Consider the following 21,150-nt stretch of genomic DNA (forward strand, 5'->3'; position numbering starts at 1 on the left):
CGAAGATGCCCGCCCCATCGCCCGCACCCGACGACGAACCCGCGAAGCCGTCGCCCCCGCCGTGGCGCGAGTTCGCGCGGTCGCCGCTCGTGCCGTTCGCGCTGGCGGCGTCGGCGGGGTTGCTCGCCGATCGCTACATCGGCGTGCCGCTCGGGGCCGCGTTGGTCGCCGCGGCGGTCGCACTCGTGGGGTGGTTCTTCACCCGCCGCGCGACGCCGCAAACGGCCCTCGGGTGGCTGCTCGTGTGTGCCGCCGCTCTGGCCGCCGCACACCACCACGCGCACCGGCACACGTTCGCCCCCGACGACGTTTCGGCCCTGGCGAAGGCCGCGCCGGAAGTCGTCCGGGTTCGGGGCACGCTGGCCGAGGAGCCGGACCGGTTCCGGCCGCCGCGGTTCGACCCGCTGCTGACCATGCAGCGCGAGGCGACCAGCACGACGGTTCTTGACATCAGCGAAGTAGACGGCGCCACCGGCTGGCGCCCCGCGTCCGGGCGGGTGCGGCTGTCGGTGGAAGGGCGGCTCGACGACCTGCACTGCGGCGACGCGGTTCAGGTCGTCGGTCGGCTGTCGCTCCCCGAAGGGCCGGCCAACCCCGGCGAGCGCGACTACCGCGGGTTACTGCTCGATAAGCGGATCACCGCGGACTTGCGGGTGAAGCGATCCGCGGACCCGGTGGTGCGGATCGAGGAGGGCTGGCGGGCGTCGCTGTTCGGGTGGCTGGCGGTGCTGCGCGGGTGGGGTACACGGGCGCTCGCGCAATCGCTTCCCAAGGACGAAGCGGGACTCGCGACGGCCCTGCTCCTGGGCGACAGCACCGCACTGGACCGCGAGGAGTGGGACGCCTACGTTCGCACCGGGGTGATACACGTCCTGGCGATCTCGGGCCAGCACTTGGTCATTCTGGGGGCGTTCGCGTGGGCCGTGCTCCGGCTGTGCGGGTTCCGCAACCGCTACTCGGCGTGGGCGGTGGCGCTGCTGCTGCTCGGTTACGCGCTGCTCACCGGGGCGCGCCCGTCGGCGATGCGAGCGGCCGTCATGGTGTGCGCGATCTGCGGCGGGATCGTGTTGCGGCGCCGGGTGATCCTGGCCAACGTACTCGCGTTCGCGTGGCTGGTGGTGATCGCGCTGAACCCCGCCGACCCGTTCACCGCCGGCTGCCAGTTGTCGTTCCTGTGCGTGTTCGTGCTTCTCTTCGGTGCGGTGCGATGGCTCAAGCCGCGCGACCTCACACCCATCGAACAACTCATTGACGAGACCCGCGGGCCAACCGAGAAGGCCGCCCGCGCGGCGCTGCGGTGGGCGTGGAACCTGTTCGCCGTGGGGTTCATCCTGACGGCGGTGAACGTGCCGCTGGTGCTGGCGTGGCAGAACGTCGCCTCGCCAGTCGCCGTCCTCATCGGGCCGCCGCTGGTCGTGCTGACCGGTATTGCGCTCATTGCCGGCTTTGTGCTTTTGGTGATGTCGCCGCTGGGCGTGTGGGCCGCGTGGCCGTTCGCGCGCGTGACGGAAGCGTGTCTGGCGGGGTGCGAGTGGATCGTTCACCTGGCAGACCGTGTTCCGGGCGGTCACGTTTACGCCCCCGGGCCGCCGATGTGGTGTCTCGTCGGGTTCTACGTACTCGTCGCGGGGTTGGTGCTGCTCGACGGGCGCCGCTCGCGGCAGCTCTTCGTCGCCCTCGTCGTGTTTTCGACCTTCGCCGCGGCTCTCGGGCTGACGCCGCACACGTCCGACGAGATGCGGGTGACGTTCCTGGCGGTGGGTCACGGCGGGTGCGTCGTGATCGAGGCGCCGGACGGCCGGGTGCTGCTGTACGACACCGGCACCACCGCCGGCCCGGACGCCGTGCGCCGGGTGGTGGCGCCGTACCTGTGGAGCCGTGGGGTGACGCGGATCGACGAGGTGTTCCTGTCGCACGCCGACCTCGACCACTTCAACGGCGTGCCGGAACTGCTCCGACGGTTTCATATCGCTCAGGTGACGATGACGCCGACGTTCCCGGACAAGAACAGCCCCGGCGTGGAAGCCGTGCTGGCCGCGCTGGACCGGCACAACGTCCCGCGCGGGTTCGCTACCGCGGGGCAGCGGTTCGTTGCGGGAGATGTCGCGCTCGAGGTGTTGCACCCGCCGCCCGGCGGCCTGGAGGGGAACGAAAACGTGAGGAGTCTGGTGCTGCTCGTGCGTCACGGCGCGCACACCGTACTGCTGACGGGCGACCTGGAGGGCGAGGGGCAGGCCCGCGTGACCGCCCGGCCGGTTCCGCCGGTGGACGTGATGCTGGCCCCGCACCACGGGGCCAAGAGCGCCAACGCGCCGCGGGGCGTGGCGGGCGCGCCGGAGCCGGGCGCGATGGCGGCGTGGGCGCGTCCGAAGCTGGTGGTGTCGAGCCAGCGGGCCGGGACCGCGACCGAGCACCTGCACCGGAGCTACCGCGGGGCGACCGTGTGGGACACGCCATCAGCCGGGGCCGTGACGGTGCGGAGCCACCGCACCGGGCTGGTCGCCGACGCCTTCCGCAGCGGCGAGCGCCAGGTGATCGAGCGATGACGCGGCCATCGGCCGCACCGTTTCACATGACGAATATCATTTTATTGCAATTTATGGGGTTTCTTGAGGTGCGGCTTCCTCTCAAGCAACCAGTTAACCGCCTCGACCAATCGTTCCGACCGCCGAAGAGGTATGCCCCACCAAGCCGGTTCCCCAGGCCCGCGCGAACGATTTGACCTCGGTGTCCTTCCCCTCCAGGCAAACGCACTGAACCTGTGGGATTTTTCGGCAGGTCCGGTACGCGATCCACGAGCGTAGGCCGGGAGCGACATCCGCCCCACTCCACGCATTGGAACCAATCACCGCCGCCGTGGCGCACGAAGTGCAGTACCTCGCCACGTCACAGCGGGTTCCGTGGTGACAGCCCGTCGCAGCTCAATCGCGGCTTTCGTTTCCGGTTTCGGGAGACCAACATGGCTGATGACACGTCTGGAGCCGGTACACCACAAACAGAAGAGCTGAATCCCGGGTTACCGTCCCTCGTGCTCGAAATGCGCGTCCGGCTGGGGCCGCAAGCGACGCCCGAACAGGTGGCGGCTGCCGTTCGCGCCGCCGGATACCCCAACACCTCCGACGAAGACGTGCGCCAGCTCTGGGACGAGGGCCATCTGAACGGGTGAGAATTGCAACCGTTCGCCCGCGCCAATCGCCCCCGACTTTCGCGCCTCAGGCACGTACCCGGTAATACGGCCGCTTTCTCAACGGGCCACGACCACCAAGGTAATGGCACTCGTTTTCTCTGTTTATCGGGTCGAGGCCGCCCGGCTGGGGCGCAGCTCGGCGACGCGGCGAACGCGTGCGTGAGCGTCCCCCGTCACCCGCGAGCCGGGCCATGTTCGGCGTCGGAACGTATTTACCGCCATACGGTGAGCAATCGCCCCAGCCGAGGTCGTCGGTAAGAAAGACAACGACGTGCGGCGCGTCCACGGCCCCCGCTCGGCCTACCAAAAGCGCGAGAAGAACGGCTACCACGAGCGGCTTGTTTATGGCCGTGATTCTACTCCGGATGATGGCCTTCTCGGTGAACCCTTTCGCCACGACGGACCGAGTGCGACTGCCACGCAAAGGTGGCAGAGTTCGCCTTCACCGCAATCCCGTTACCTTCGACCTGCGTGAGCTGCGGTGAAGGGTTTCGGGGCCGCGTGCCATCGGTATCTTAAGGGTGAGCGCGAATGCCACCGCACCGCCGACGCTACGCGGGCTAGTCGATGCCGCCCCAAGAGTGCGGCCTCCTGAGTGCAGGACCGGGTTTGCGATTGGCTACCCCTATTTCACTTGGTTTCCGCTGACCCTCGCGAACCGGAGTCGGAAAATTGTCCGATGGGGGTCGGGAGCACGCCCACAGAGGGCTATCGCAACTACTGATTCAACAAGCCAGTTACGGCGTATCGCATTTCGGGATTCACTTGGCGTCGCAAAGTGGGTCCTGCACTCTCGGCCCCTCTACCTCCCGGCTCCGCGGTAGGCGCGGGCGTGCCGGGTGGGTAAAATGCGTTGTTGGCTCTCTCGCGCACGCCCTTTGAATCGGCCCGCGGTCGTGCCGATTCGGGAGTGACGTTGAGGGGGTCCGATGGACAGCGTGATCGCGGCGAGGATGCGTGACGAGCTCGTCGGCAGGGAAGTCGGCGGCTGGCGCGCGGTTGAGCTTCTCGGTGCCGGTAAGTCGGCCCTCGTTCTGAAAGCTGAGCGGGACGGGCAGACGGCCGCGCTCAAGGTCTTCGACCCAGAACTTATCAAAAAATACGGCGAGGAAAGGCAGCTCGGGCGGATCGAGCGCGAGCGGCGGCTGATTGGCCTCACGCATCCTCACCTTGTTCGCATCTTCGATGGCGGCAAGTGCGGCTCGACGAACCACCTTTACGTGGTCATGGAGTGCGTGCCCGCCAAGGACCTTTCGCAGTTGCTCCCGGCCGTGCCGCGCGACAAGATTCGCCCGCTCATCGCGCAGCTCGCGCTGGCGGCGAGGTTCTTGCACGAGCAGGAGCTGGCGCATCGGGACATCAAGCCGAGCAACATCGCCGTCTCGGATGACTTCGAGCGGCTGACGCTTCTCGACCTGGGCGTGCTGCGGCCGTTCGGCGAGGTGGGGCTGACCGACGTGGAGGGGCAGCACTTCGTCGGCACGCTGCAGTATAGCTCGCCCGAGTTCCTATTTCGCAACGAGGAGGACACGCCCGAGGGCTGGCTGGCGCTCGCGTTCTACCAGATCGGCGCGGTCCTGCACGATCTCCTGACGAAGAGGACGATTTTTGAAGACTTCGTCACCCCTTATGCCCGGATGGTGGACGCGGTTAAGCACACCCCGCCCGACCTGAACGTGCCCGGGGCCGACCCGGACCTGGTGGCCCTCGCGCAGAGCTGTCTGGTCAAAGACCCGCACACCCGCTTGCGGCTCGTTTCATGGGAGAAGTTTGCGGCCGCGCCGCCGCCGGTGACGGTGGCGACAATCAAGGACCGCGTGAAGAAGCGGCAGGTCAGCGCCGCTGCGCCGGTCACCCAGTCTGCGGTGGCGGCTAGCCTGGCGTTGAACGAGCTGCTCGGGCCGCTCACGAGCATGATCCGCGGCGAGTGCCTGAGCAACGTCGACGTGTTCCCGCAGGTCGAGGTGCACGACCACCCGCTCAGTGAGGCCGAAGCCGTCGCCTTTCGCGCCGCGTTCCCCAAGGCACCCGCCAAGGGGCTGAATTCTTGTTTCGCGCTGCTGTTTGTCATTCGGATGGTCGATGCGGCGGCCAGCATCGTCGAGGTCACCGTCGCCGGGGCCGTATCGAACGATGTCCGCCGGTTCCCGGCGGATGCGTTTTCCGACCCGAAGGTGTTTTACCTAGGGCCGTCCGAGAACGAAAAGCTCAAAACTCAGGTCGAGTATGTCCTGTACGCGGCCGTCGAGGCCGCAATGGTCACACCGGTCGCGGGCGATGAGGACGCCGCCCCGATGGCCGTGGAAATCCCAGACGGAGTGGAGTGAACCCTATGGCTGGCGCGTGGTGGATCGGCGAGTCCGACTTGGATGACGACCAGAAGGACGTAATCAGCCTGGCCGCCGAGGGGAACCACCTCGTGCTGGGGCCGCCCGGCTCGGGAAAGACGAACATCCTTCTCCTGCGGGCAAATTATCTGACGTTGTTCGGCAAGCCGAATATCGCTATCGTAGTGTTCACAGGTACACTGCGGAAGTTCATCGCCTCCGGCGGCAAGTCTTACGACTTCTCGCAGGACAAGATCATGACCTGCAACGCGTGGCAGCGTGACGTGCTTCACATGTACGGGGTGACCATCGACCCGCCGAAGGAATTCGCCGCGCAGCGGAAGTATCTGGCGGAGAAGGTGGCCGAGCTGGTTCAGCGGAAGAATCTGTCGTACATTTACGACGCGATTCTGCTCGACGAGGCGCAGGACTACACGCCTGCGGAGATCGAGCTGTTCACCAAACTCGCCAGGCAGATTTTTGCGGTGGGCGACGGCCGCCAGCAGATTTACAAGGGCGACGGGAGCGAGGACGACCCCCTGAGCTCGTTGCGTGCCGCGATTCCCGAAGAGAACGTCCACGAGCTGCGATACCACTACCGAAACGGGCTGGAAATCTGCAAGCTCGCCGACAAGATCGCGAAGGACTCGGACACCTACCAGCCGCTGACCCCGACCGCCCAGTACAAAGAGGACGAGAACAAATCGACCGTGACGATGTTCCAGGGCACGCTTGAGGCCCAGTGCCAGGAGATTGCGAAGTCGCTACGGCGGCAGCTCCGCGCGTTCCCGAACGAGCTGCTGGCCGTCGTGTGCCCCAAGCGGGAGCACGTGAATCAGGTGTACGCCCGGCTCCAGCAGGAAACCGATCTGGCCGCGAAGCTGAGCAACATCAGGGACGACGAAGCGTTCGACATGGCGAAGCCCATCTGCGTGAGCACCGTGCACGGCGCGAAGGGGCTGGAGGTGCGGGCGCTCCACTTCGCCGCCGCGGAGCACGTGAAGCACGGGCCGCACCAGCGGAACGTCGGCTTCACGGCCGTCACCCGCGCCAAAACGGCGCTCTCCATCTACCACGACGGCGACCTCAAAGGTTGGTTCGAGTCGGCGGTGGTTGGGCTGAACCCGCCGAAGACGCCCCCTGCGTTCGGTTCCCTGTTCAAGGGGAGAAAGTGATGTGGCTCCTACCTGTCACGCGCCGCGAACTGGTTGAACTCATCACCCCCCGCCGTGATGCCGACGTTCCGGGGGCGGTGGAAGAACACCGGTCGACCCTTGATCTCGTCCGCTCGGACTCGATGGTGGCGCTGTGGCCTGAGCGGCCGAGCGACTTCGGCCGCATGCCGACGGCGATCGTGGTGCCGGAAGGCACGAAGCGGGACACTTTGGCCTGGCTCTCGACTTACGTGCGGGACCTGCGGCCGTTCACGGCCTATTGTCGCGTCGTCGAGCGTTCGACCGCCGAACGATTCTTGCGCGGGCCGGCCTCTCCAAGCCTGCTGGCGATGGAGGGGATGTGCGCGGGGCTGATTTTGGGCGAGGCGCTGGCGCATGCCCGGGGGCGCGCGTCCATACTCGACCTGCCGGCCACGGCTTACTCGGGCACGCTATCCCACGCCATGGCCCGAACGCTCGCCCTGACACGGGGAGCGGTGCCAATCGACGAGGTGGTTCGCCTCTGGGCGCAGTCGCGAGAGCTGGTGGGGCAGAACGGAACCGGCATCTCGCCGGGGAGCATTTTTTCCGTGTGGGCGATTGCGCTGGGTGCCCAGCACCAACCGGCCCAATCCAGAACGCTGTTCGAGCCGGCAAACCTTTTGATTGCGGCTTGGTCGGACGCTTATTCGATGGGGGAGATTCGCGATTCGGTGTGGCACCGGCTCGTCGATGATTTCCCAGACCTGGAGCCGATGCAGAAGATGGTGGGCATCCCGCGCGAGCAGCGGGTTCAGGTGGTCGATTCGGCGCTCCGGGGCTTGATCTCGTCGAAGCGGGGGGACGAGGAACTGCGGTCATTCCTCGCGGGGTATTTCACCAGCACGCTGGCACCGGGAACTCTCGACCACGCGGACTTCCTGGCCCCGGTCGCAGCGACTCTGCCGGCCGCGTATCTCTGGTACGGGCTGTTTGCCGGGGTCAACCCGCGTGGCGACGCGCTCCCGACGGGAAACCCGCTGGCGAGAAGGATTGTCCGAGACTTGACGCTACCGGATCGGGTGACCGACCGGCCGCGATGCGATGTCGCCTTCGACGAGCTGGCTATGCACGGGGCCACGGAGAATTTTCTGAAGCAGAGCGTGAAGGGCGGGCGGCTCGAAATCGACCTCCTTCCGGGGATCACCACGTCGGTCCGCTGGCAGACGCAGGACGTTGGCGTTCAGGAAGAGCTGCGACGAGCACGCGATTATGAAGCCCAGCATTTACTCATGCAACTGGACGATATTACGCTCCACGCACGCAGCATAGCGGAACGGCTTCGTAGCGTCTTTAACGGGACCGAGGAGGAGCGCCCGACCACGAACAAGCGGAAGCGCGGCACGAAATCGTAAGCCCGTCGATGTCCGACCAATCGCCCTGCACCGATACGTCACTCGGGCGGAGGCCCAACCAGTCACCTGCCCCGGTCCTCGCCCATCTGGTCTCGCAGCTCCCGGTACTTGTGCCGGCTGAAGGGCTCCGGCTTGCATTCGTGATGCGGCTTGGTCAGGTCGCGGAAGAGGTGGACCGCCGCGCCCGCCCCCATCAGGATGACGCTGCCGACGCCGACCCACTGCAGAATCGCCTGCATCTTCTCGCTGTTCGTGTGGCGCGACAGGTGGGTGGCGTGCATTCCTAGTGTCCTGAGTTAAAAATCCGTTTCCAGTTTGCGCTCTGCAGTTTCTGGGTCTACGATTCGGCAACCGGAGACCCACCATGCCACGCGGACCTCAGCCTCAGCCGATCGCCCTGACGGACGGCGAGCGCGAGAAGCTGACCGACTGGGCCCGTCGGCCCACCACCCAGCAGCGGCTCGCGATTCGCGCCCGGATCGTCTTGGCCGCTGCGGACGGGCAATCCAACACGGCCATCGCCGCCGACCTGCGGATCACCCTGCCGACCGTGCGCAAGTGGCGTGGCCGGTTCGCCGACGTCCGCCTCGATGGTCTCACCGATGAGCCGCGACCGGGCGCCACCCGGACGGTCACCGACGCCCAGGTCGAACAGGCCCTGGCCCGAACACTCGGAACCAAGCCCCAGGATGCGACCCACTGGAGCACCCGCACCCCGGCCCGTGAGTTGAACCTGTCCCAGACTGCCGTGAGTCGCATCTGGCGTGCGTTCGGACTCAAGCCGCACTTGCGGGAAACCTTTAAGCGGTCCACCGATCCGTTCTTCACCGCGAAGGTGCGCGATGTCGTCGGGTTGTACATGGCCCCGCCCGACAAGGCCATCGTGCTGTGCATCGACGAGAAGAGTCAAGTACAAGCCCTGGACCGCACCCAGCCGACCCAGCCCCTGCTGCCGGGGCGCGCCGAGAAGGGCACCCACGACTACGTGCGGCACGGCACCACGAGCCTGTTCAGTGCCCTCGATGTGGCCACCGGGGCGGTTGTCGGCAAGTGCTACCGGCGGCACCGGCACCAGGCGTTGGTGGCGTTCCTGGACCACATCGACACCACGCGGACCCGGGAACCGGGCACCACCGTCCACGTGGTGATGGATAACGACGGAACCCACAAGCACCCGGCCGTCAAGGCGTGGTTCGCCCGTCACCCGGAATACGTCCCGCACTTCACCCCGACCAGCTCGTCGTGGCTCAACCAGGTGGAGCGGTTCTTCGCTCCGATCACCGAGCGGCGCATCCGGCGCGGGGCGTTCCAGAGCGTCGAGGCGTTGGAGAAGGCCATCGAGGATTACCTCGCCACGCACAACGCCAACCCCAAGCCGTTCGTCTGGACCAAGGACGCCGACCTCATTCTCCGCAACGTTCAGAAGGTCTGCGAGCGGCTGGCGCCGCCATAAAATAACTGGAAACGGATCTCTAACTCAGGACACTAGTTCCTTCTCGGCTTAGTGCCGCTCGATTGCGATAAATGCTGAAGTGATTGGTGGAATGTGTGCGTGGTCGCTTTCGGCCATATCTTCCCCTGCCTTGTCATCCCGTCGCCGTCGGTCGTCGTTTGGGGGTTCGGAGCCGCACACGCGCGACAGCGCGTAAAATGCGGCGGAGGCCAGAGGCGGTGACTTCGCAAGCGGCGGGCCTTTCTCCGTCACCTTTGAGCCAGCAGGTACTTTGCTGGTAACTCGCTTTCGCTGCAATCCCGTTACCTTCGGCCTGCGTGAGCCGCGAGGAAGTATTTCGGGGCCGCGTGCCATCGGTATCTTAAGGGTGAGCGTGAAGGCCACCGCACCACCACCGCAGCGGCGGTGTGTACGGTGGGGCTTTCAGCAAGCGCTGTAACGGGGGTTACAGCACGGCACCGGCTGACGCAGCACTGATGGGTCGCGGACTGGACATTCGCTGGCGCCCGACTACCAATTCGCTGCTCGTTCGCTGGGTGGTCGCTACCCAGGAATCGCCGGTCCCGAGCACGAAATACGAGCCCCGGGACGAACCGAGATCAAACGCCAGCGGGACGTGGCGAAAGGCGCAACAATTTGCCCGGACGCATTTTGTGTCGATCCAGACTCGTGTGGGCGGCTTCGCCTCTCGGGTTGGAACCGGACGCCGACGGCACATCCTGACGGCATCGGGCTTCTGAAACTGCCGCACCGGGGGATAATGGGGTAGAAAATACCCGAACTGCGGGCCGCCGAGTCGATAACGGCTCCCCGAGCGGGAACACGTTCCGGTGCTGGTAGCAGATGGAATTTGGCCTACACCGGCGGGCGGCTTCGGCATTTGAAGACGAAACCCGGCGCGAAGCGGAGCGCAACACATTGGCCTTCAAGGAGATCGAGTCACGGTGAAATACATCGACCCGCACATCCACATGATTTCGCGGACCACCGACGACTACCAGCGGATGGCCTACGCGCAGTGCGCCGCGATCTCCGAGCCCGCGTTCTGGGCCGGGTTCGATCGCGGCTCCGCACAGGGGTTCCACGACTACTTCCGGCACCTCACCGAGTTCGAGCCGAAACGTGCCGCCCAGTTCGGCATCAAGCACTACTCGTGGCTGTGCATCAACGCCAAGGAGGCCGAGAACGTCTCGCTGTCGCGCGAGGTGATCGCCATGATCCCCGAGTTCCTGTCACGCCCCGGCGTGCTCGGGATCGGCGAGATCGGGCTCAACAAGAACACCCGCAACGAGGCGATCATCTTCCAGGAGCACCTCGACCTGGCCGCGAAAACCAACGAACTGGTCCTGATTCACACCCCGCACCTCGAGGATAAGTACAAGGGGACGCGGATGATCGTGGACATGCTCAAAGGCGACTCGCGGGTGAGGCCCGAGCGGGTGTGCGTCGATCACGTCGAGGAGCACACGGTTAAGTTGGCACTCGACAACGGGTTCTGGTGCGGGATGACGCTGTACCCGGTCTCGAAGTGTACCCCCGCCCGCGCGGCCGACATCATCGAGATGGTGGGCACCGAGCGGATCATGGCGAACTCGGCCGGCGACTGGGGGCGGTCCGACCCGCTCGCGGTGCCCGAACTGATCCAAGAGATGAAGCGCCGCGGTCACTCCGAGGCCGACATCCGGAAGGTGGTGTACGAGAACCCGCTCACCTTCTGGCGCCAGGCGAACAACTGGACGGAGTGGCCGCCGGAGCCCAGCGCGAACGGCGTCGCTCTCGCCAAAGCTAAGGCGGGGTACTGACGCCGGGCCACAGGCCGCACCGTTGCTCGGCCTCGCCGGGCGATGAGGTTACGGCTTGTGACCCGACGCCTTTTCAACTTGAAACCGCACACGGACGAACGCACGACATGGCCCGTCGCAACTTGAGCCTCTCCGACACGATCCGCACCGCGCTTGCGAACCCGGGGGCGTCGCTCGCCGAAGCCCTTGAACCCTGGGAAGACACGGAGCTCACGCTCCCCGACGCGGAGGAGTTCGTGGCGGTACTTCGCGAGCAAACGGACGTGAAACGGCTGCTCACCCCCGGAAACGGCGTGCCGCTCCAGGCGCTCGCGCAACTGTTCCAGAACGAGGCCACCGACGACGCCACGCGGTTCCTGCGCGACCGGGGCACGCCGGAACTCGTCCGGCTGTTCGACCTCGCCATCGCGGTTCCCGGCGTCGATCCGGAGGCGCTGTTGACGGTGTGCAAGATGCTCGCGGTGTACGTCTCCCAGCCGGGGTTGGAGCGCGTGGCGGCGGCCGTGCGCCGGTTCCCCGACGAGTACATGTGGGAGGTGGTGTTCGGGGTGTACGCGGAGGACGGGCACCCGCTCGTCGGCGCGTTCATCGACCAACTGCGGGAGCCGCTCCCGTCGGACTTCGCCGCGGTCGCGTTCCTCGATCTCGCCAACACGGCCGCCCGCGGCGGGACGGTCACCGCGCACCCGTTCGACACCGCGGAGGGCCACACGCGGCTCGAAGCGTGGCTCGCCGACTCGGACGCCGACAACTTCAGCTACGCGCGGAGCGCGGCGGCGGCGCTGCCGTTTATCAGCGCGGCGGCCCGGAACACGCTGACGGCGCTGGCGATGGACCACCCCGATGTCGGGGTGCAGATGGAGGCGGCGCAGGCCGGCGCCTCGCGCGGGGGCACCGCGGGGCTCACGTTCCTGGCGCGCCTGTGCGAGGACCCGCGCTACAGCCTGGCCGCGCAACAGCACCTGCGCGACCTCGACCGCGCGGACCGTATCCCGCCGGCGGCCGCGGAGCCGGACTTCGAGGCGCAGGCCGTGATGTGCGACTGGCTGGCCCACGCGGGCGAGTTCACCGGCCCGCCGACGCACATCGAGCTGTTCGACACGCGCGAACTCAACTGGGTCCCCACCGACGACCGGCGCCAGGTGTGGCTGCTCCGGTACACGTACACCGGGCTCAACGGCGACGGCACCGACTTCGTCGGGTTAGGTATGGTCGGCTCGATCCCGGCGGCGCTGATCGGCGAGGCCCGCGCCGACATGAGCCCGGAAGACGTGTACGGCCTGCACTGCTGCTGGGAGTTGGAAGTGACCGACGACCCGCGAGCGCCCGACCGGCGCTCCGCAAAGGCCGGGCGCGAGTTGCTCGGCATCTAAGCGCAAGCAGGGAAGGGGCTACCGGCCGGGGTTGCTCGGTTGGGCCAAGCGGCGAACGCCCGACCGGGACCGGATCGGCGCGAGGGCGTCACCCGGTGCGTGCAGGCCTTTGTTTGCTCGTGCTGCCTCGCGAAAAGCTATTGGGAGCGACTGGTCGCAATGATCGCACGACAGACGTTCCACCTGCTAGCCGTAGCTTCTGGCCTTCGTCGAGGCTTTGCGTACCGATGGCCGGCTCACGGCCCCGAGTTTGAACCGGGCCACCAGTTCGCGGAGCTGCGCGGCCTGGTCCGTGAGGGTTTGGGCGGTGGCGCTCATCTCCTCGGTCTGGCTCGCGTTCCGCTGGGTGACGGTGTCCATCTGGCCCACCGCCTTATTAACTTGTTCGATCCCCGACGCTTGGTCCTTGCTGGCCGAGGCGATCTCGGCCACGATCTCCGTGACGCGTTTGACGCTGGACACGATTTCCGCCAGGGTCGCACCGGACCGGTTCACCAAGTCGGTACCGGCGTCCACCTTTTTCACACTGTCGCCGATCAGTGCCTTGATTTCTTTGGCCGCGGTCGCCGAGCGCTGGGCCAGGTTGCGCACCTCCGACGCCACTACCGCGAACCCGCGCCCCTGCTCACCGGCTCGGGCCGCCTCGACGGCGGCGTTGAGGGCCAGCAGGTTGGTCTGGAACGCGATCTCGTCAATGGTGGTGATGATCTCCGCGATCTTCTTGCTGGACGTGTTGATCTCCCCCATCGCTTCCACCGCCCCGCTCACGACCGAGCCGCCCCTCTCGGCCACCTCCCGGGACCCGTTGGCCAACTGACGCGCCTGCTGCGCGCTGTCCGCACTCTGTCGTACCGTGGCCGTGATCTCGTGCAGCGTGCTCGCGGTCTCCTCCAAACTGCTCGCCTGCTGCTGCGCGCCCGTGGAGATCTCTTCGCTTGCGCTCGACAGTTGAGCGGCCGCATCGGCCAACTGTTCGGACACCTCCCGCACGCTCTCCAGGGCAGAGCGGACCGCACCGATCGCCTCGTTGAGCGCGGTGCCGACTTGGGCCAACAGGTCGTCCCCGAGCGACGGGACGGTCTGAGCGAAGTCGCCGCTGGCCATTCGGTTGACCGCGCTGAGGATCGCCCCGGCTTTGCGCTTTTGCTCGGTCAGGTCGGTGGCGAATTTCACCACTTTGTAGGGTTTGCCGTCGGCACCCATGATGGGGTTGTACGAGGCCTGGAGCCAGACCTCTTGCCCGGCCTTGTCCACCCGTTTGAGTTCCCGGATCACCGGCTCGCCCCGGTTCAACTTGGCCCAGAACTCCCGATATTCAGCGCTGGCCGCGTACGCCTGTTCCACAAACATGCTGTGGTGCCGCCCTTTGATCTCGGCCAGCGTGTACCCCATCGCCTTGAGGAACACATCGTTGGCGGTCCGGACATTGCCGTTCATTTCAAATTCGATGACAGCAAAGGACTGTTTGATCGAATCGATTTGGCCCCGCGAGTCCGTGTTGGCGGCTTCCAGCTCGAGTTGCCGGGTGATCACGTCCCAGGTGACGAGCGTCCCGAGCCGGGTGCCTGTAACGGAGAACACCGGTTGAACGCGCAACTCGAGCGTTTCCGGCCCGACCCGGATGTTGGTCACCGGGGGGATCGTGCTCGCGCTCGCCAGCACCCCACGCTGGTGTGCTGGGCGCTTGTGGAACACATCGATCGAACTGCCCACGAGCGATTCCGCCGGGATCGGCAAGTACTGCTGAAGCCGCTTGAGCGTCTGAATGGTCGCCGGGTTCGCGTACCGGATCACGAACTGCGTGTCGCAGTACATGACATTGAATTTGATCGCGTCGAGGATCTGGACCGGCACTTCGATGGGCAACCGGTGCCCGGTGTGCGAGGGGGGGCTGGTGACATCGCCTGTCGCTCCCGATGCGGCCTTGAACAAACGGCTCAAGAGTCCCATGAAGATCCTCTAGTGAGTATCCAACCGATGGGTCTGTTGCCGCGAAGGGCTCTCACGCGGGGCGGCGACGCGTTGACACTTGTCTGTTTTTGAAGCAGGTGAAGGCTGCGATGATGTTGTCGCTAATTAGAGTATACACTCTTTTTGTCAGTATTTCTCCTGTCAAGAATATTGTTCGGTGATAACGCAGCGGATTTGCCTAAGGCTTTTCACTGGAACAGAATTAGCCTCATCGGGTGAGGAAGGACGTAAAGCGATTCAGCTCGAATGGTGCGCGGTGCGATGCGGTGTAAGTGCGTGAGGCGGAGCAGGTTCGCAGCCGGGCCGGTCAGGGGCGCGCGATTCGCGGCTCTTGCTTGATTCGGATCAGATATCGGCTGACTTAGATCCACTCTTGGCGCAACTTTCAGGTGGCTCGAAAATTGTCGAAGGTGCTTCCACACTTTCACCGAGATCCGCCTCGATTCGGTTGGCCTTGATGCGGTATTGCGCGGGGCCGCGTGTGGCAGCCGACCCGGTTTCACCCAAAATGGCTTGGCAGCCCTATACTTGCACCGCGGCGCGGCCAGATGATGCCCCGGCACGCCGCACCGTAATGAGGTGCGCGATGGACTGGAAATCGTTCTGGAAGGTGATCGAAGACGCCTACCGGCCCGACGCGATCGACCATTTCGAGGCCCTTAAAGAGCGGCTCGGCGACCTCAAGTGGTTCGAGGTGATCGAGTTCCAGGTCAAGTTCGACGAGGCCGTCCGCTCCGCGAACCTCATCGACCTGTGGGGTGCGGCGCAGCTTATCAACGGCGGCAGCTCGGACGACGGGTTCCGGGACTTCCGGGTGTGGCTGGTGGGCCGCGGCCGGCACGCCTACGAACACGCCCTGAAGAACCCGGACTCACTCGCCGACCTTCTCGACGGCGACCCAGTGGACGGGTTCGGGCTCGATGCCGCGGCGCTGCGGGTGTACGAAGAGAAAACCGGGATGAGCGACTTCTACACGCGGCTCGATCGCGCCGAGGAGGACGCCCCGCCGCCCCCGCCCGAGGGCACCGACTGGGACTTCGACGACCCCGACGAGATGCGCCAGCGGTTCCCGAAGCTGTGCCATCTGTACCTTGTATCGCCCGAGGAGCCGAGCGAGGACGCGGCGCCGTGACGGCGGACGCCAACCGCGAGAAGCGCCGCTCGCGGCAAACGCTCTTTTCGCCCGAAGCCACGATTGCTGGCGTTTCGGCAACGCGGGCGAGACGTGTGGTATCTTATTCTGAAGCCCACCTGCGCTGAGCTGCCGCACATGCCCGATACCCCGGACGTCACCGCCGTTCGTCCGCCCGACGGGGCGCCCGACACGACCGTGGCACGCCCGGTCCCGAACACGGTCGATGAGACGCTCGTTCGGCCCGTGACGCAAAACCCGACGGGCGCCCAAACCAGCATCATGCCGCCGCGCACCGCATCGACGGGGTCGGCCGGGTTCGCCGAAGAGACACGCCAGCTCCTGCGCAAGCGACTACTGGTCACACACGGCTCGATCGGGCTCGTGACCGGTGTGGTCGCCTTCCTGGGGCTCACCGGCCTCGCCCCGGTGCCGGAAGAGGCCGGGCTGGGGCGGTGGGCGGTCGGGCTCCCGCTGCTCGTGTTCGGCCAGAGCGCCGCCGGGCTGGCGTTCCTGCTCCGGTACCCCGGCGCGTCGCTCGGGGCGCTCCGGGCGGTTGAGGTGACCGAGTTCGGTATCATCGCCGGCGCCGGGTTCGTTGCCCGGTTCGTGGTGCTCGAAACCGACGCGGCCCCGTCGCCGGACGCGCGGTACCACCACCTGCTTTACCGGTTCAACTCGCTGATGACGGGGCTGCCGCTGCTGTTCGCGATCGTGCTGTACGGCGTACTCATTCCGAACACGCGGCGGCGCAGCCTGATCGGGTCGGCGGTGCTGATCTCGGTGCCGCTCGTAGCCACGGCGCTGGCCGCCGCCGCCAACCCCATGGTGCGGCCGACGCTCGCGTATGTGCTCCCGACGACGGCGCTGCCGCTGTTCATGGCCGGCGTAATCGCGGTGTTCAGCGCGGCCCGCTCGAGTACTCTCCAGCGGCAAGCGTTCGACGCGGTGCGCGAGTTGAAGCAGTTGGGGGCGTACACGCTGCGCAAGCGACTCGGCGAGGGCGGAATGGGCGAGGTCTGGCTCGCCGAGCACCGGCTGCTGAAGCGCCCGTGCGCCATGAAGTTTGTGCGGGCCGATCTGGCTTCCGAGCCCGCCACCGCGGCCCGGTTCGAGCGCGAGGTGCGGGCCGTCACCGGCCTCACGCACTTCAACACGGTCCGCATCTACGACTACGGGCGCGGCGACGACGGCAGCTTCTACTACGTGATGGAGTACCTCGAAGGACCGACGCTCGACCGCTTGGTGAAGGACCGGGGGGCGCTGCCCGCGGGCCGCGCGGTGTACCTGCTGCGGCAGTTGTGCGGCGCGCTGTCGGAGGCGCACGGGGCCGGGATGGTCCACCGCGACCTGAAGCCCGCCAACATCATCGTCGCGGCCCTCGGCGGGCAGCGCGACGTGGCGAAGCTGCTCGACTTCGGACTGGTACAAGACCACGGATCTTCGAGCGACGTGAAGATCACCCGCGCCGGAACCGTGCTGGGCACCCCGGCGTACATGTGCCCCGAGCAGGCCGCCGGCGAGAGCGTGGACCCGCGCGGCGACCTGTACTCGCTCGGCGCGGTAGCGTTCTTCTGCCTGACCGGGCGCCCGCCGTTCGAGGGCGCGAGCGTCGGCAAGATGATTAACGCGCACCTGACGCAACCTGCCCCGGACGTACGCTCCGTTCGCCCCGACGTGCCGGCCGACCTCGCCGGCGTGGTTGCGAAGTGCCTAGCGAAAGAGCCGGCGGAGCGATTTCAAACGGCGTGCGCCCTGGAGGCCGCGCTCGTGGCATGTGCGTGCAGCACCGAGTGGACCCCGGCGCTGGCGGCGCGGTGGTGGGAGCCATCAACCGGGGCCGCGGACGCCGCGCCCTCTGCTACACTGGTCCTGTAGCGCGGCAAGGCGCCGAAACCGCATTCGCGGCGCACAGAGCGGGCGGGACGCCCGCAGTCCCAGGGATGAACCGAGTGACGTACTTCTTGGCCCTCGAAACTTCGTGCGACGAGACGGCGGCGGCGGTGTTCACGGACGAACTGCAAGTGCTGTCGAGTGTGGTCGCGTCGCAAACGGACCTGCACGCGCGATTCGGCGGGGTCGTTCCCGAGATCGCGTCCCGCGCCCACCTGCGGAGCCTGCTGCCGGTGGTCGATGACGCGCTAACGCGTGCCAACATCGGGTTGAAGGACATCGGCTGTGTGGCGGTTCACAACACCCCCGGTCTGGTCGGGGCGCTGCTGGTGGGCGTGAGCGCGGCCAAGGCGCTCGCGTTCGGGCTCGGCATCCCGTTGATCGCCGTGAACCACGTCGCCAGCCACATCTTCGCGTGCCGGCTGGCCGCGGGCCGTGACATCTTCCCGTGCGTCGGTCTCGTGGTGAGCGGCGGGCACACGGCGCTGTTCCGGTGCGACGCCGCGCTGTCGATGGAGTTGCTCGGCGGCACCCGCGACGACGCCGCGGGCGAGGCGTTCGATAAGGTGGCCGCGATTCTGGGGCTCGGCTTCCCAGGGGGACCGGCGGTCGAGCGCGAGGCGGCGGCAGGGAACCCTAAGGCGCACGATTTCCCGCGCTCGTTCATCGATGACGGTCGGTTGGAGTTCAGCTTCAGCGGTCTGAAGACGGCGGTGATGTACGCGTGCCACGGACAGGACGTGAAACGCGCCGCCCCACCCGGTCCCGGGCAGAAGCGGGCCGACCTCGCGGCGAGCTTTCAGTCGGCGGTGGTCGATGTGCTCGCGATGAAGTGTAAGCAGGCGCTGCGCAAAACCGGTCTCACGCGGCTCGCCGTTGGGGGCGGCGTGAGCGCGAACAAGCTGCTCCGAGCCGCGTTGGAAGCGATGTGCAAGAAAGAGGGAGCGGAACTGTTTATCCCGCCGCTGTCGCTGTGTACGGACAACGCCGCGATGGCAGCGCTGGCGGTCGAGAAATGGAAGCTGGGCGAGTTCGCGCCCGACGACTTGGACGCCGAGCCCAACTGGCTCTGATAGAAGAGTATTCACCGCGGAGGGAGGGCGCGGTAGTGTCGGTTGGTGTGGAGGGCGTGATAAAGCGTATTCACCGCAGAGAGCACGGGAGGGCGCAGAGAGGAGGCATGAGAAAAGAGTTCAGTTAACTCTCTTGGTGCCTTCTCTCTGCGCCCTCCCGTGCTCTCTGCGGTGAATACGCTTGCTCTTGGTTTTATGCCTTGGCTTCTTCGGGAGCAGGAGCAGGAGCGGCGGCCGGCTTCGGAGCAGCTTTCTTGGCCTTCCGCTTGGCTTCGCGTTCGGCCTTGACCTTGGCGAGGCGTTCCTTCTCGGCCGCGGCGAACTTTTCCATCTCGGCGTTCACGGCAAGGCGTTCTTGCTTCGGAAGGTAGACGCCCGGCCCGAGGCGTGCTTCGTACCGCTTGCGGCGCTTTTCGGTCGCCTTCCGGGTATCGCTCGCGGGGTTCCCCATTATCGACTCCTTATGCTGTGTGTGTGCCCTTGACTGATTCGGTTTAGGGTATCGGTTGGATACACGAACGTCGAGTGCGAGACGCGGCAATGGACCTGGAAACGTTTCGCGAGTTGCTGAGCCCCACGGGACAACGGTTATTGCGCCAAGCCGTTTCGCTCCAACCGACGGAAGCCACGTTCCTTACGTGCGCCGCAACGCTCCGAAAGCACCATGCACCGGCTCTCGCCCACGCAGCACTCGAGACCGCTCTGTTGCGAATCAAAGCTCGCGACAAGTTCGCCGATGCGGCCCTCATGTACTTCACCCGCGAGGCGCTGGAGCAGTCCACGAGTGAAATCGTGGGACGGCACCGGGCGCGACGGTTCGCGGAGTTCGGGAACGTTGCGGACGTGTGTTGCGGGGTCGGTGCCGATGCGATCGCCTTGGCACGCACCGGGTTGACGGTGGACGCGGTGGATCTTGACCCGTTACGGGTTGCCATGTGCGTGGCCAACGCCGCCGCGCTCGGAGTGACCGACCGCGTGCGCGGGGTTACGGGCGATGCGATTGCGGTTCCGCTCCCGGACGCGAAGAGCGCATTCGCGGACCCGGCTCGCCGGGCGAGCGGTCGGCGGTTTCTCGATCCCGAAGACTACGCACCTTCCCTGGGCGCAATTCGCGGACGGTTCGGAGCGGACTTCCCGCTCGGGGTGAAAATCGCACCAGGAGTGGCGAAGTCCGACATCCCGGGCGCCGCAGAGGCCGAGTTCGTGTCACTGAGCGGCGAATTGAAAGAGTGTGTACTGTGGTTCGGACCGCTGCGCTGGGTGGCCCGCCGCGCGACCGTACTTCCCTCCGGCGAAACGCTGACCGGCGAAGGAGAATCGGCTTTGCCGCCGCTCGCGGAACGGGTGGGGAGCGTGCTGTATGACCCCGATCCGGCGGTCACGCGGGCCGGGCTGGTTGCTCAACTTGCGGAACGCCTCAGCGCTGAAGTAACCGACTTCGAGGTCCAACTACTCACCGCCGGCACGCACACCCCCACCGCCTTCGCGACCGCGTACCGGGTCGAGCACACGGCCCCCTTCCACCCAAAACATCTGCGCGACTACCTGCGCGAGCGGCAAGTCGGGCGGGTCACGATCATCAACCGCGGATCGCCCGCCGACCCGACAGAGGTGTTGAAGAAGTTGAAGCTCGCCGGCCCCGGTCATCGAGGGGTGTTGCTCACGCGAGTTAGGGGGTCGCACACTGCGGTCGTGTGTGAACGGCTCGGTTGAGATTGACGTGACCGACCGGCCCGGCCATATGCCCGATAAACCGGACTGGAACCCGCGGGGGTGTGCGATGGTTCGTGTAGGAGTCCTGATGAGCGCGCTGACGTTCGCGACCGTGGTGCTCGCCAACCCACCGGCGCCCGCGCCGGCCAACGACCTCGACAAGGTGCAGGGCTACTGGAAGCCGCTCCAGTGTGAGACCGAAGGCAAAGCCATGATGCCCACGGACATCATGAAGCAGGTGACTGCGGTGTTCGATAAGAGCGAGTATTTCCTGTACTTTAAGGACTCGAAGCTGGACAAAGACGGGAAGCCGATCATCTTCCGTCTAGCGCTGGCGAACATCACCCTCGACGCAGCTACCGCACCAAAGGCGATCACGTTCGAGTTCGCCGACGGGCCGCAAAAGGGCAAGAAGTGCCACGGCATCTACGAACTGGCTGGGAACCAGCTGAAAATGTGCTACGGACCGGTTGATAAGCCCAAACCGACCAAGTTCGAATCGCCCACCGGCAGCGGCTACTTCCTCGAAACCTGGGCGCGACAGGCGAAATGATCGCACAGCGAAGCAGTGTGCGAACCCCGAGGAATGCACCACCGGTCGGTGAAAGGTTCCTCGCGGGAGGCACGCCCCCGCTCGCCGGCCGCGTACAATCCACCTATCCGAACCCGCCGCGCTAC

The 21,150-nt window shown here is 66.2% G+C and carries 16 protein-coding genes; 13 read left to right on the forward strand and 3 right to left on the reverse strand.

The annotated features are described in order from the left end of the window. Positions 1-5: 5 nt before the first annotated feature. The 5 genes from R5W23_RS24465 to R5W23_RS24485 all read left to right on the forward strand — a co-directional run bounded on the left by R5W23_RS24465 (position 6) and on the right by R5W23_RS24485 (position 8,062). Positions 6-2,546: a ComEC/Rec2 family competence protein gene (locus R5W23_RS24465; RefSeq protein WP_320688583.1), complete on the forward strand. Its 2,541-nt coding sequence runs from the start codon at positions 6-8 to the stop codon at positions 2,544-2,546. A gap of 413 nt (positions 2,547-2,959) precedes the next feature. Further along, positions 2,960-3,166, forward strand: a complete 207-nt coding sequence (locus tag R5W23_RS24470) for a hypothetical protein (protein WP_320688584.1) — start codon at positions 2,960-2,962, stop codon at positions 3,164-3,166. A 950-nt stretch (positions 3,167-4,116) separates the two neighbouring features. Next, the gene (locus R5W23_RS24475; protein ID WP_320688585.1) at positions 4,117-5,514 is read left to right on the forward strand and encodes a serine/threonine-protein kinase; all 1,398 of its coding nucleotides are present in this window, start codon (positions 4,117-4,119) and stop codon (positions 5,512-5,514) included. 5 nt (positions 5,515-5,519) lie between these two features. Continuing rightward, the gene (locus tag R5W23_RS24480; RefSeq protein ID WP_320688586.1) at positions 5,520-6,689 is read left to right on the forward strand and encodes a UvrD-helicase domain-containing protein; all 1,170 of its coding nucleotides are present in this window, start codon (positions 5,520-5,522) and stop codon (positions 6,687-6,689) included. Continuing rightward, positions 6,689-8,062 (forward strand): hypothetical protein, encoded by a 1,374-nt coding sequence (locus R5W23_RS24485; RefSeq protein ID WP_320688587.1) that lies wholly within the window; start codon positions 6,689-6,691, stop codon positions 8,060-8,062. The genes R5W23_RS24480 and R5W23_RS24485 overlap by 1 nt, the downstream gene beginning before the upstream one ends. 62 nt (positions 8,063-8,124) lie before the next feature. Here the strand turns inward: R5W23_RS24485 and R5W23_RS24490 are convergent, their stop codons facing one another. Then, positions 8,125-8,343 (reverse strand): hypothetical protein, encoded by a 219-nt coding sequence (locus R5W23_RS24490; protein WP_320688588.1) that lies wholly within the window; start codon positions 8,341-8,343, stop codon positions 8,125-8,127. An 83-nt stretch (positions 8,344-8,426) separates the two neighbouring features. On the opposite strand from R5W23_RS24490, the gene R5W23_RS24495 reads away from it, so the two are divergent. The 3 genes from R5W23_RS24495 (at position 8,427) to R5W23_RS24505 (ending at position 12,690) form a co-directional block, all read left to right on the forward strand. Further along, the gene (locus tag R5W23_RS24495; protein WP_320688589.1) at positions 8,427-9,515 is read left to right on the forward strand and encodes an IS630 family transposase; all 1,089 of its coding nucleotides are present in this window, start codon (positions 8,427-8,429) and stop codon (positions 9,513-9,515) included. A gap of 944 nt (positions 9,516-10,459) precedes the next feature. Beyond that, positions 10,460-11,317, forward strand: coding sequence for a TatD family hydrolase (locus R5W23_RS24500; RefSeq protein ID WP_261187059.1), 858 nt, complete (start codon positions 10,460-10,462; stop codon positions 11,315-11,317). 107 nt (positions 11,318-11,424) lie between these two features. Beyond that, the gene (locus R5W23_RS24505; protein ID WP_320688590.1) at positions 11,425-12,690 is read left to right on the forward strand and encodes a hypothetical protein; all 1,266 of its coding nucleotides are present in this window, start codon (positions 11,425-11,427) and stop codon (positions 12,688-12,690) included. A gap of 186 nt (positions 12,691-12,876) precedes the next feature. On the opposite strand, the gene R5W23_RS24510 is transcribed toward R5W23_RS24505, so the two are convergent. Then, a complete protein-coding gene (locus R5W23_RS24510) occupies positions 12,877-14,640 on the reverse strand; it encodes a methyl-accepting chemotaxis protein (RefSeq protein WP_320688591.1) in 1,764 nt (587 codons plus the stop codon). A gap of 607 nt (positions 14,641-15,247) precedes the next feature. Here R5W23_RS24510 and R5W23_RS24515 point away from each other — a divergent pair. The 3 genes from R5W23_RS24515 to tsaD all read left to right on the forward strand — a co-directional run bounded on the left by R5W23_RS24515 (position 15,248) and on the right by tsaD (position 18,759). Next, on the forward strand, positions 15,248-15,793 hold the full coding sequence (locus tag R5W23_RS24515) for a DUF4240 domain-containing protein (protein WP_320688592.1): 546 nt from the start codon (positions 15,248-15,250) through the stop codon (positions 15,791-15,793). 138 nt (positions 15,794-15,931) lie between these two features. Continuing rightward, positions 15,932-17,671: a serine/threonine-protein kinase gene (locus tag R5W23_RS24520; protein ID WP_320688593.1), complete on the forward strand. Its 1,740-nt coding sequence runs from the start codon at positions 15,932-15,934 to the stop codon at positions 17,669-17,671. A gap of 65 nt (positions 17,672-17,736) precedes the next feature. Continuing rightward, positions 17,737-18,759, forward strand: coding sequence for a tRNA (adenosine(37)-N6)-threonylcarbamoyltransferase complex transferase subunit TsaD (gene tsaD, locus R5W23_RS24525; protein ID WP_320688594.1), 1,023 nt, complete (start codon positions 17,737-17,739; stop codon positions 18,757-18,759). 193 nt (positions 18,760-18,952) lie between these two features. Here tsaD and R5W23_RS24530 read toward each other — a convergent pair whose 3' ends face one another. Then, positions 18,953-19,210 (reverse strand): hypothetical protein, encoded by a 258-nt coding sequence (locus tag R5W23_RS24530; protein WP_010049143.1) that lies wholly within the window; start codon positions 19,208-19,210, stop codon positions 18,953-18,955. A gap of 254 nt (positions 19,211-19,464) precedes the next feature. On the opposite strand from R5W23_RS24530, the gene R5W23_RS24535 reads away from it, so the two are divergent. Beyond that, a complete protein-coding gene (locus tag R5W23_RS24535) occupies positions 19,465-20,472 on the forward strand; it encodes a class I SAM-dependent methyltransferase (protein ID WP_320688595.1) in 1,008 nt (335 codons plus the stop codon). 88 nt (positions 20,473-20,560) lie between these two features. Next, complete coding sequence (locus R5W23_RS24540; protein ID WP_261187051.1) at positions 20,561-21,025, forward strand: TIGR03067 domain-containing protein; 465 nt, start codon at positions 20,561-20,563, stop codon at positions 21,023-21,025. Positions 21,026-21,150: the final 125 nt, after the last annotated feature.

The organism is Gemmata algarum (genome assembly GCF_034097035.1).
Lineage (GTDB): Bacteria > Planctomycetota > Planctomycetia > Gemmatales > Gemmataceae > Gemmata > Gemmata algarum.

Bases quoted from the DNA above. Each gene is read 5' to 3' on its own strand.
- tsaD (WP_320688594.1), top strand. From the start codon at position 17,737: ATGAACCGAGTGACGTACTTCTTGGCCCTCGAAACTTCGTGCGACGAG.
- R5W23_RS24505 (WP_320688590.1), top strand. From the start codon at position 11,425: ATGGCCCGTCGCAACTTGAGCCTCTCCGACACGATCCGCACCGCGCTT.
- R5W23_RS24510 (WP_320688591.1), bottom strand. From the start codon at position 14,640: ATGGGACTCTTGAGCCGTTTGTTCAAGGCCGCATCGGGAGCGACAGGC.
- R5W23_RS24470 (WP_320688584.1), top strand. From the start codon at position 2,960: ATGGCTGATGACACGTCTGGAGCCGGTACACCACAAACAGAAGAGCTG.
- R5W23_RS24540 (WP_261187051.1), top strand. From the start codon at position 20,561: ATGAGCGCGCTGACGTTCGCGACCGTGGTGCTCGCCAACCCACCGGCG.
- R5W23_RS24490 (WP_320688588.1), bottom strand. From the start codon at position 8,343: ATGCACGCCACCCACCTGTCGCGCCACACGAACAGCGAGAAGATGCAG.
- R5W23_RS24495 (WP_320688589.1), top strand. From the start codon at position 8,427: ATGCCACGCGGACCTCAGCCTCAGCCGATCGCCCTGACGGACGGCGAG.
- R5W23_RS24465 (WP_320688583.1), top strand. From the start codon at position 6: ATGCCCGCCCCATCGCCCGCACCCGACGACGAACCCGCGAAGCCGTCG.
- R5W23_RS24475 (WP_320688585.1), top strand. From the start codon at position 4,117: ATGGACAGCGTGATCGCGGCGAGGATGCGTGACGAGCTCGTCGGCAGG.
- R5W23_RS24530 (WP_010049143.1), bottom strand. From the start codon at position 19,210: ATGGGGAACCCCGCGAGCGATACCCGGAAGGCGACCGAAAAGCGCCGC.
- R5W23_RS24485 (WP_320688587.1), top strand. From the start codon at position 6,689: ATGTGGCTCCTACCTGTCACGCGCCGCGAACTGGTTGAACTCATCACC.
- R5W23_RS24480 (WP_320688586.1), top strand. From the start codon at position 5,520: ATGGCTGGCGCGTGGTGGATCGGCGAGTCCGACTTGGATGACGACCAG.
- R5W23_RS24515 (WP_320688592.1), top strand. From the start codon at position 15,248: ATGGACTGGAAATCGTTCTGGAAGGTGATCGAAGACGCCTACCGGCCC.
- R5W23_RS24520 (WP_320688593.1), top strand. From the start codon at position 15,932: ATGCCCGATACCCCGGACGTCACCGCCGTTCGTCCGCCCGACGGGGCG.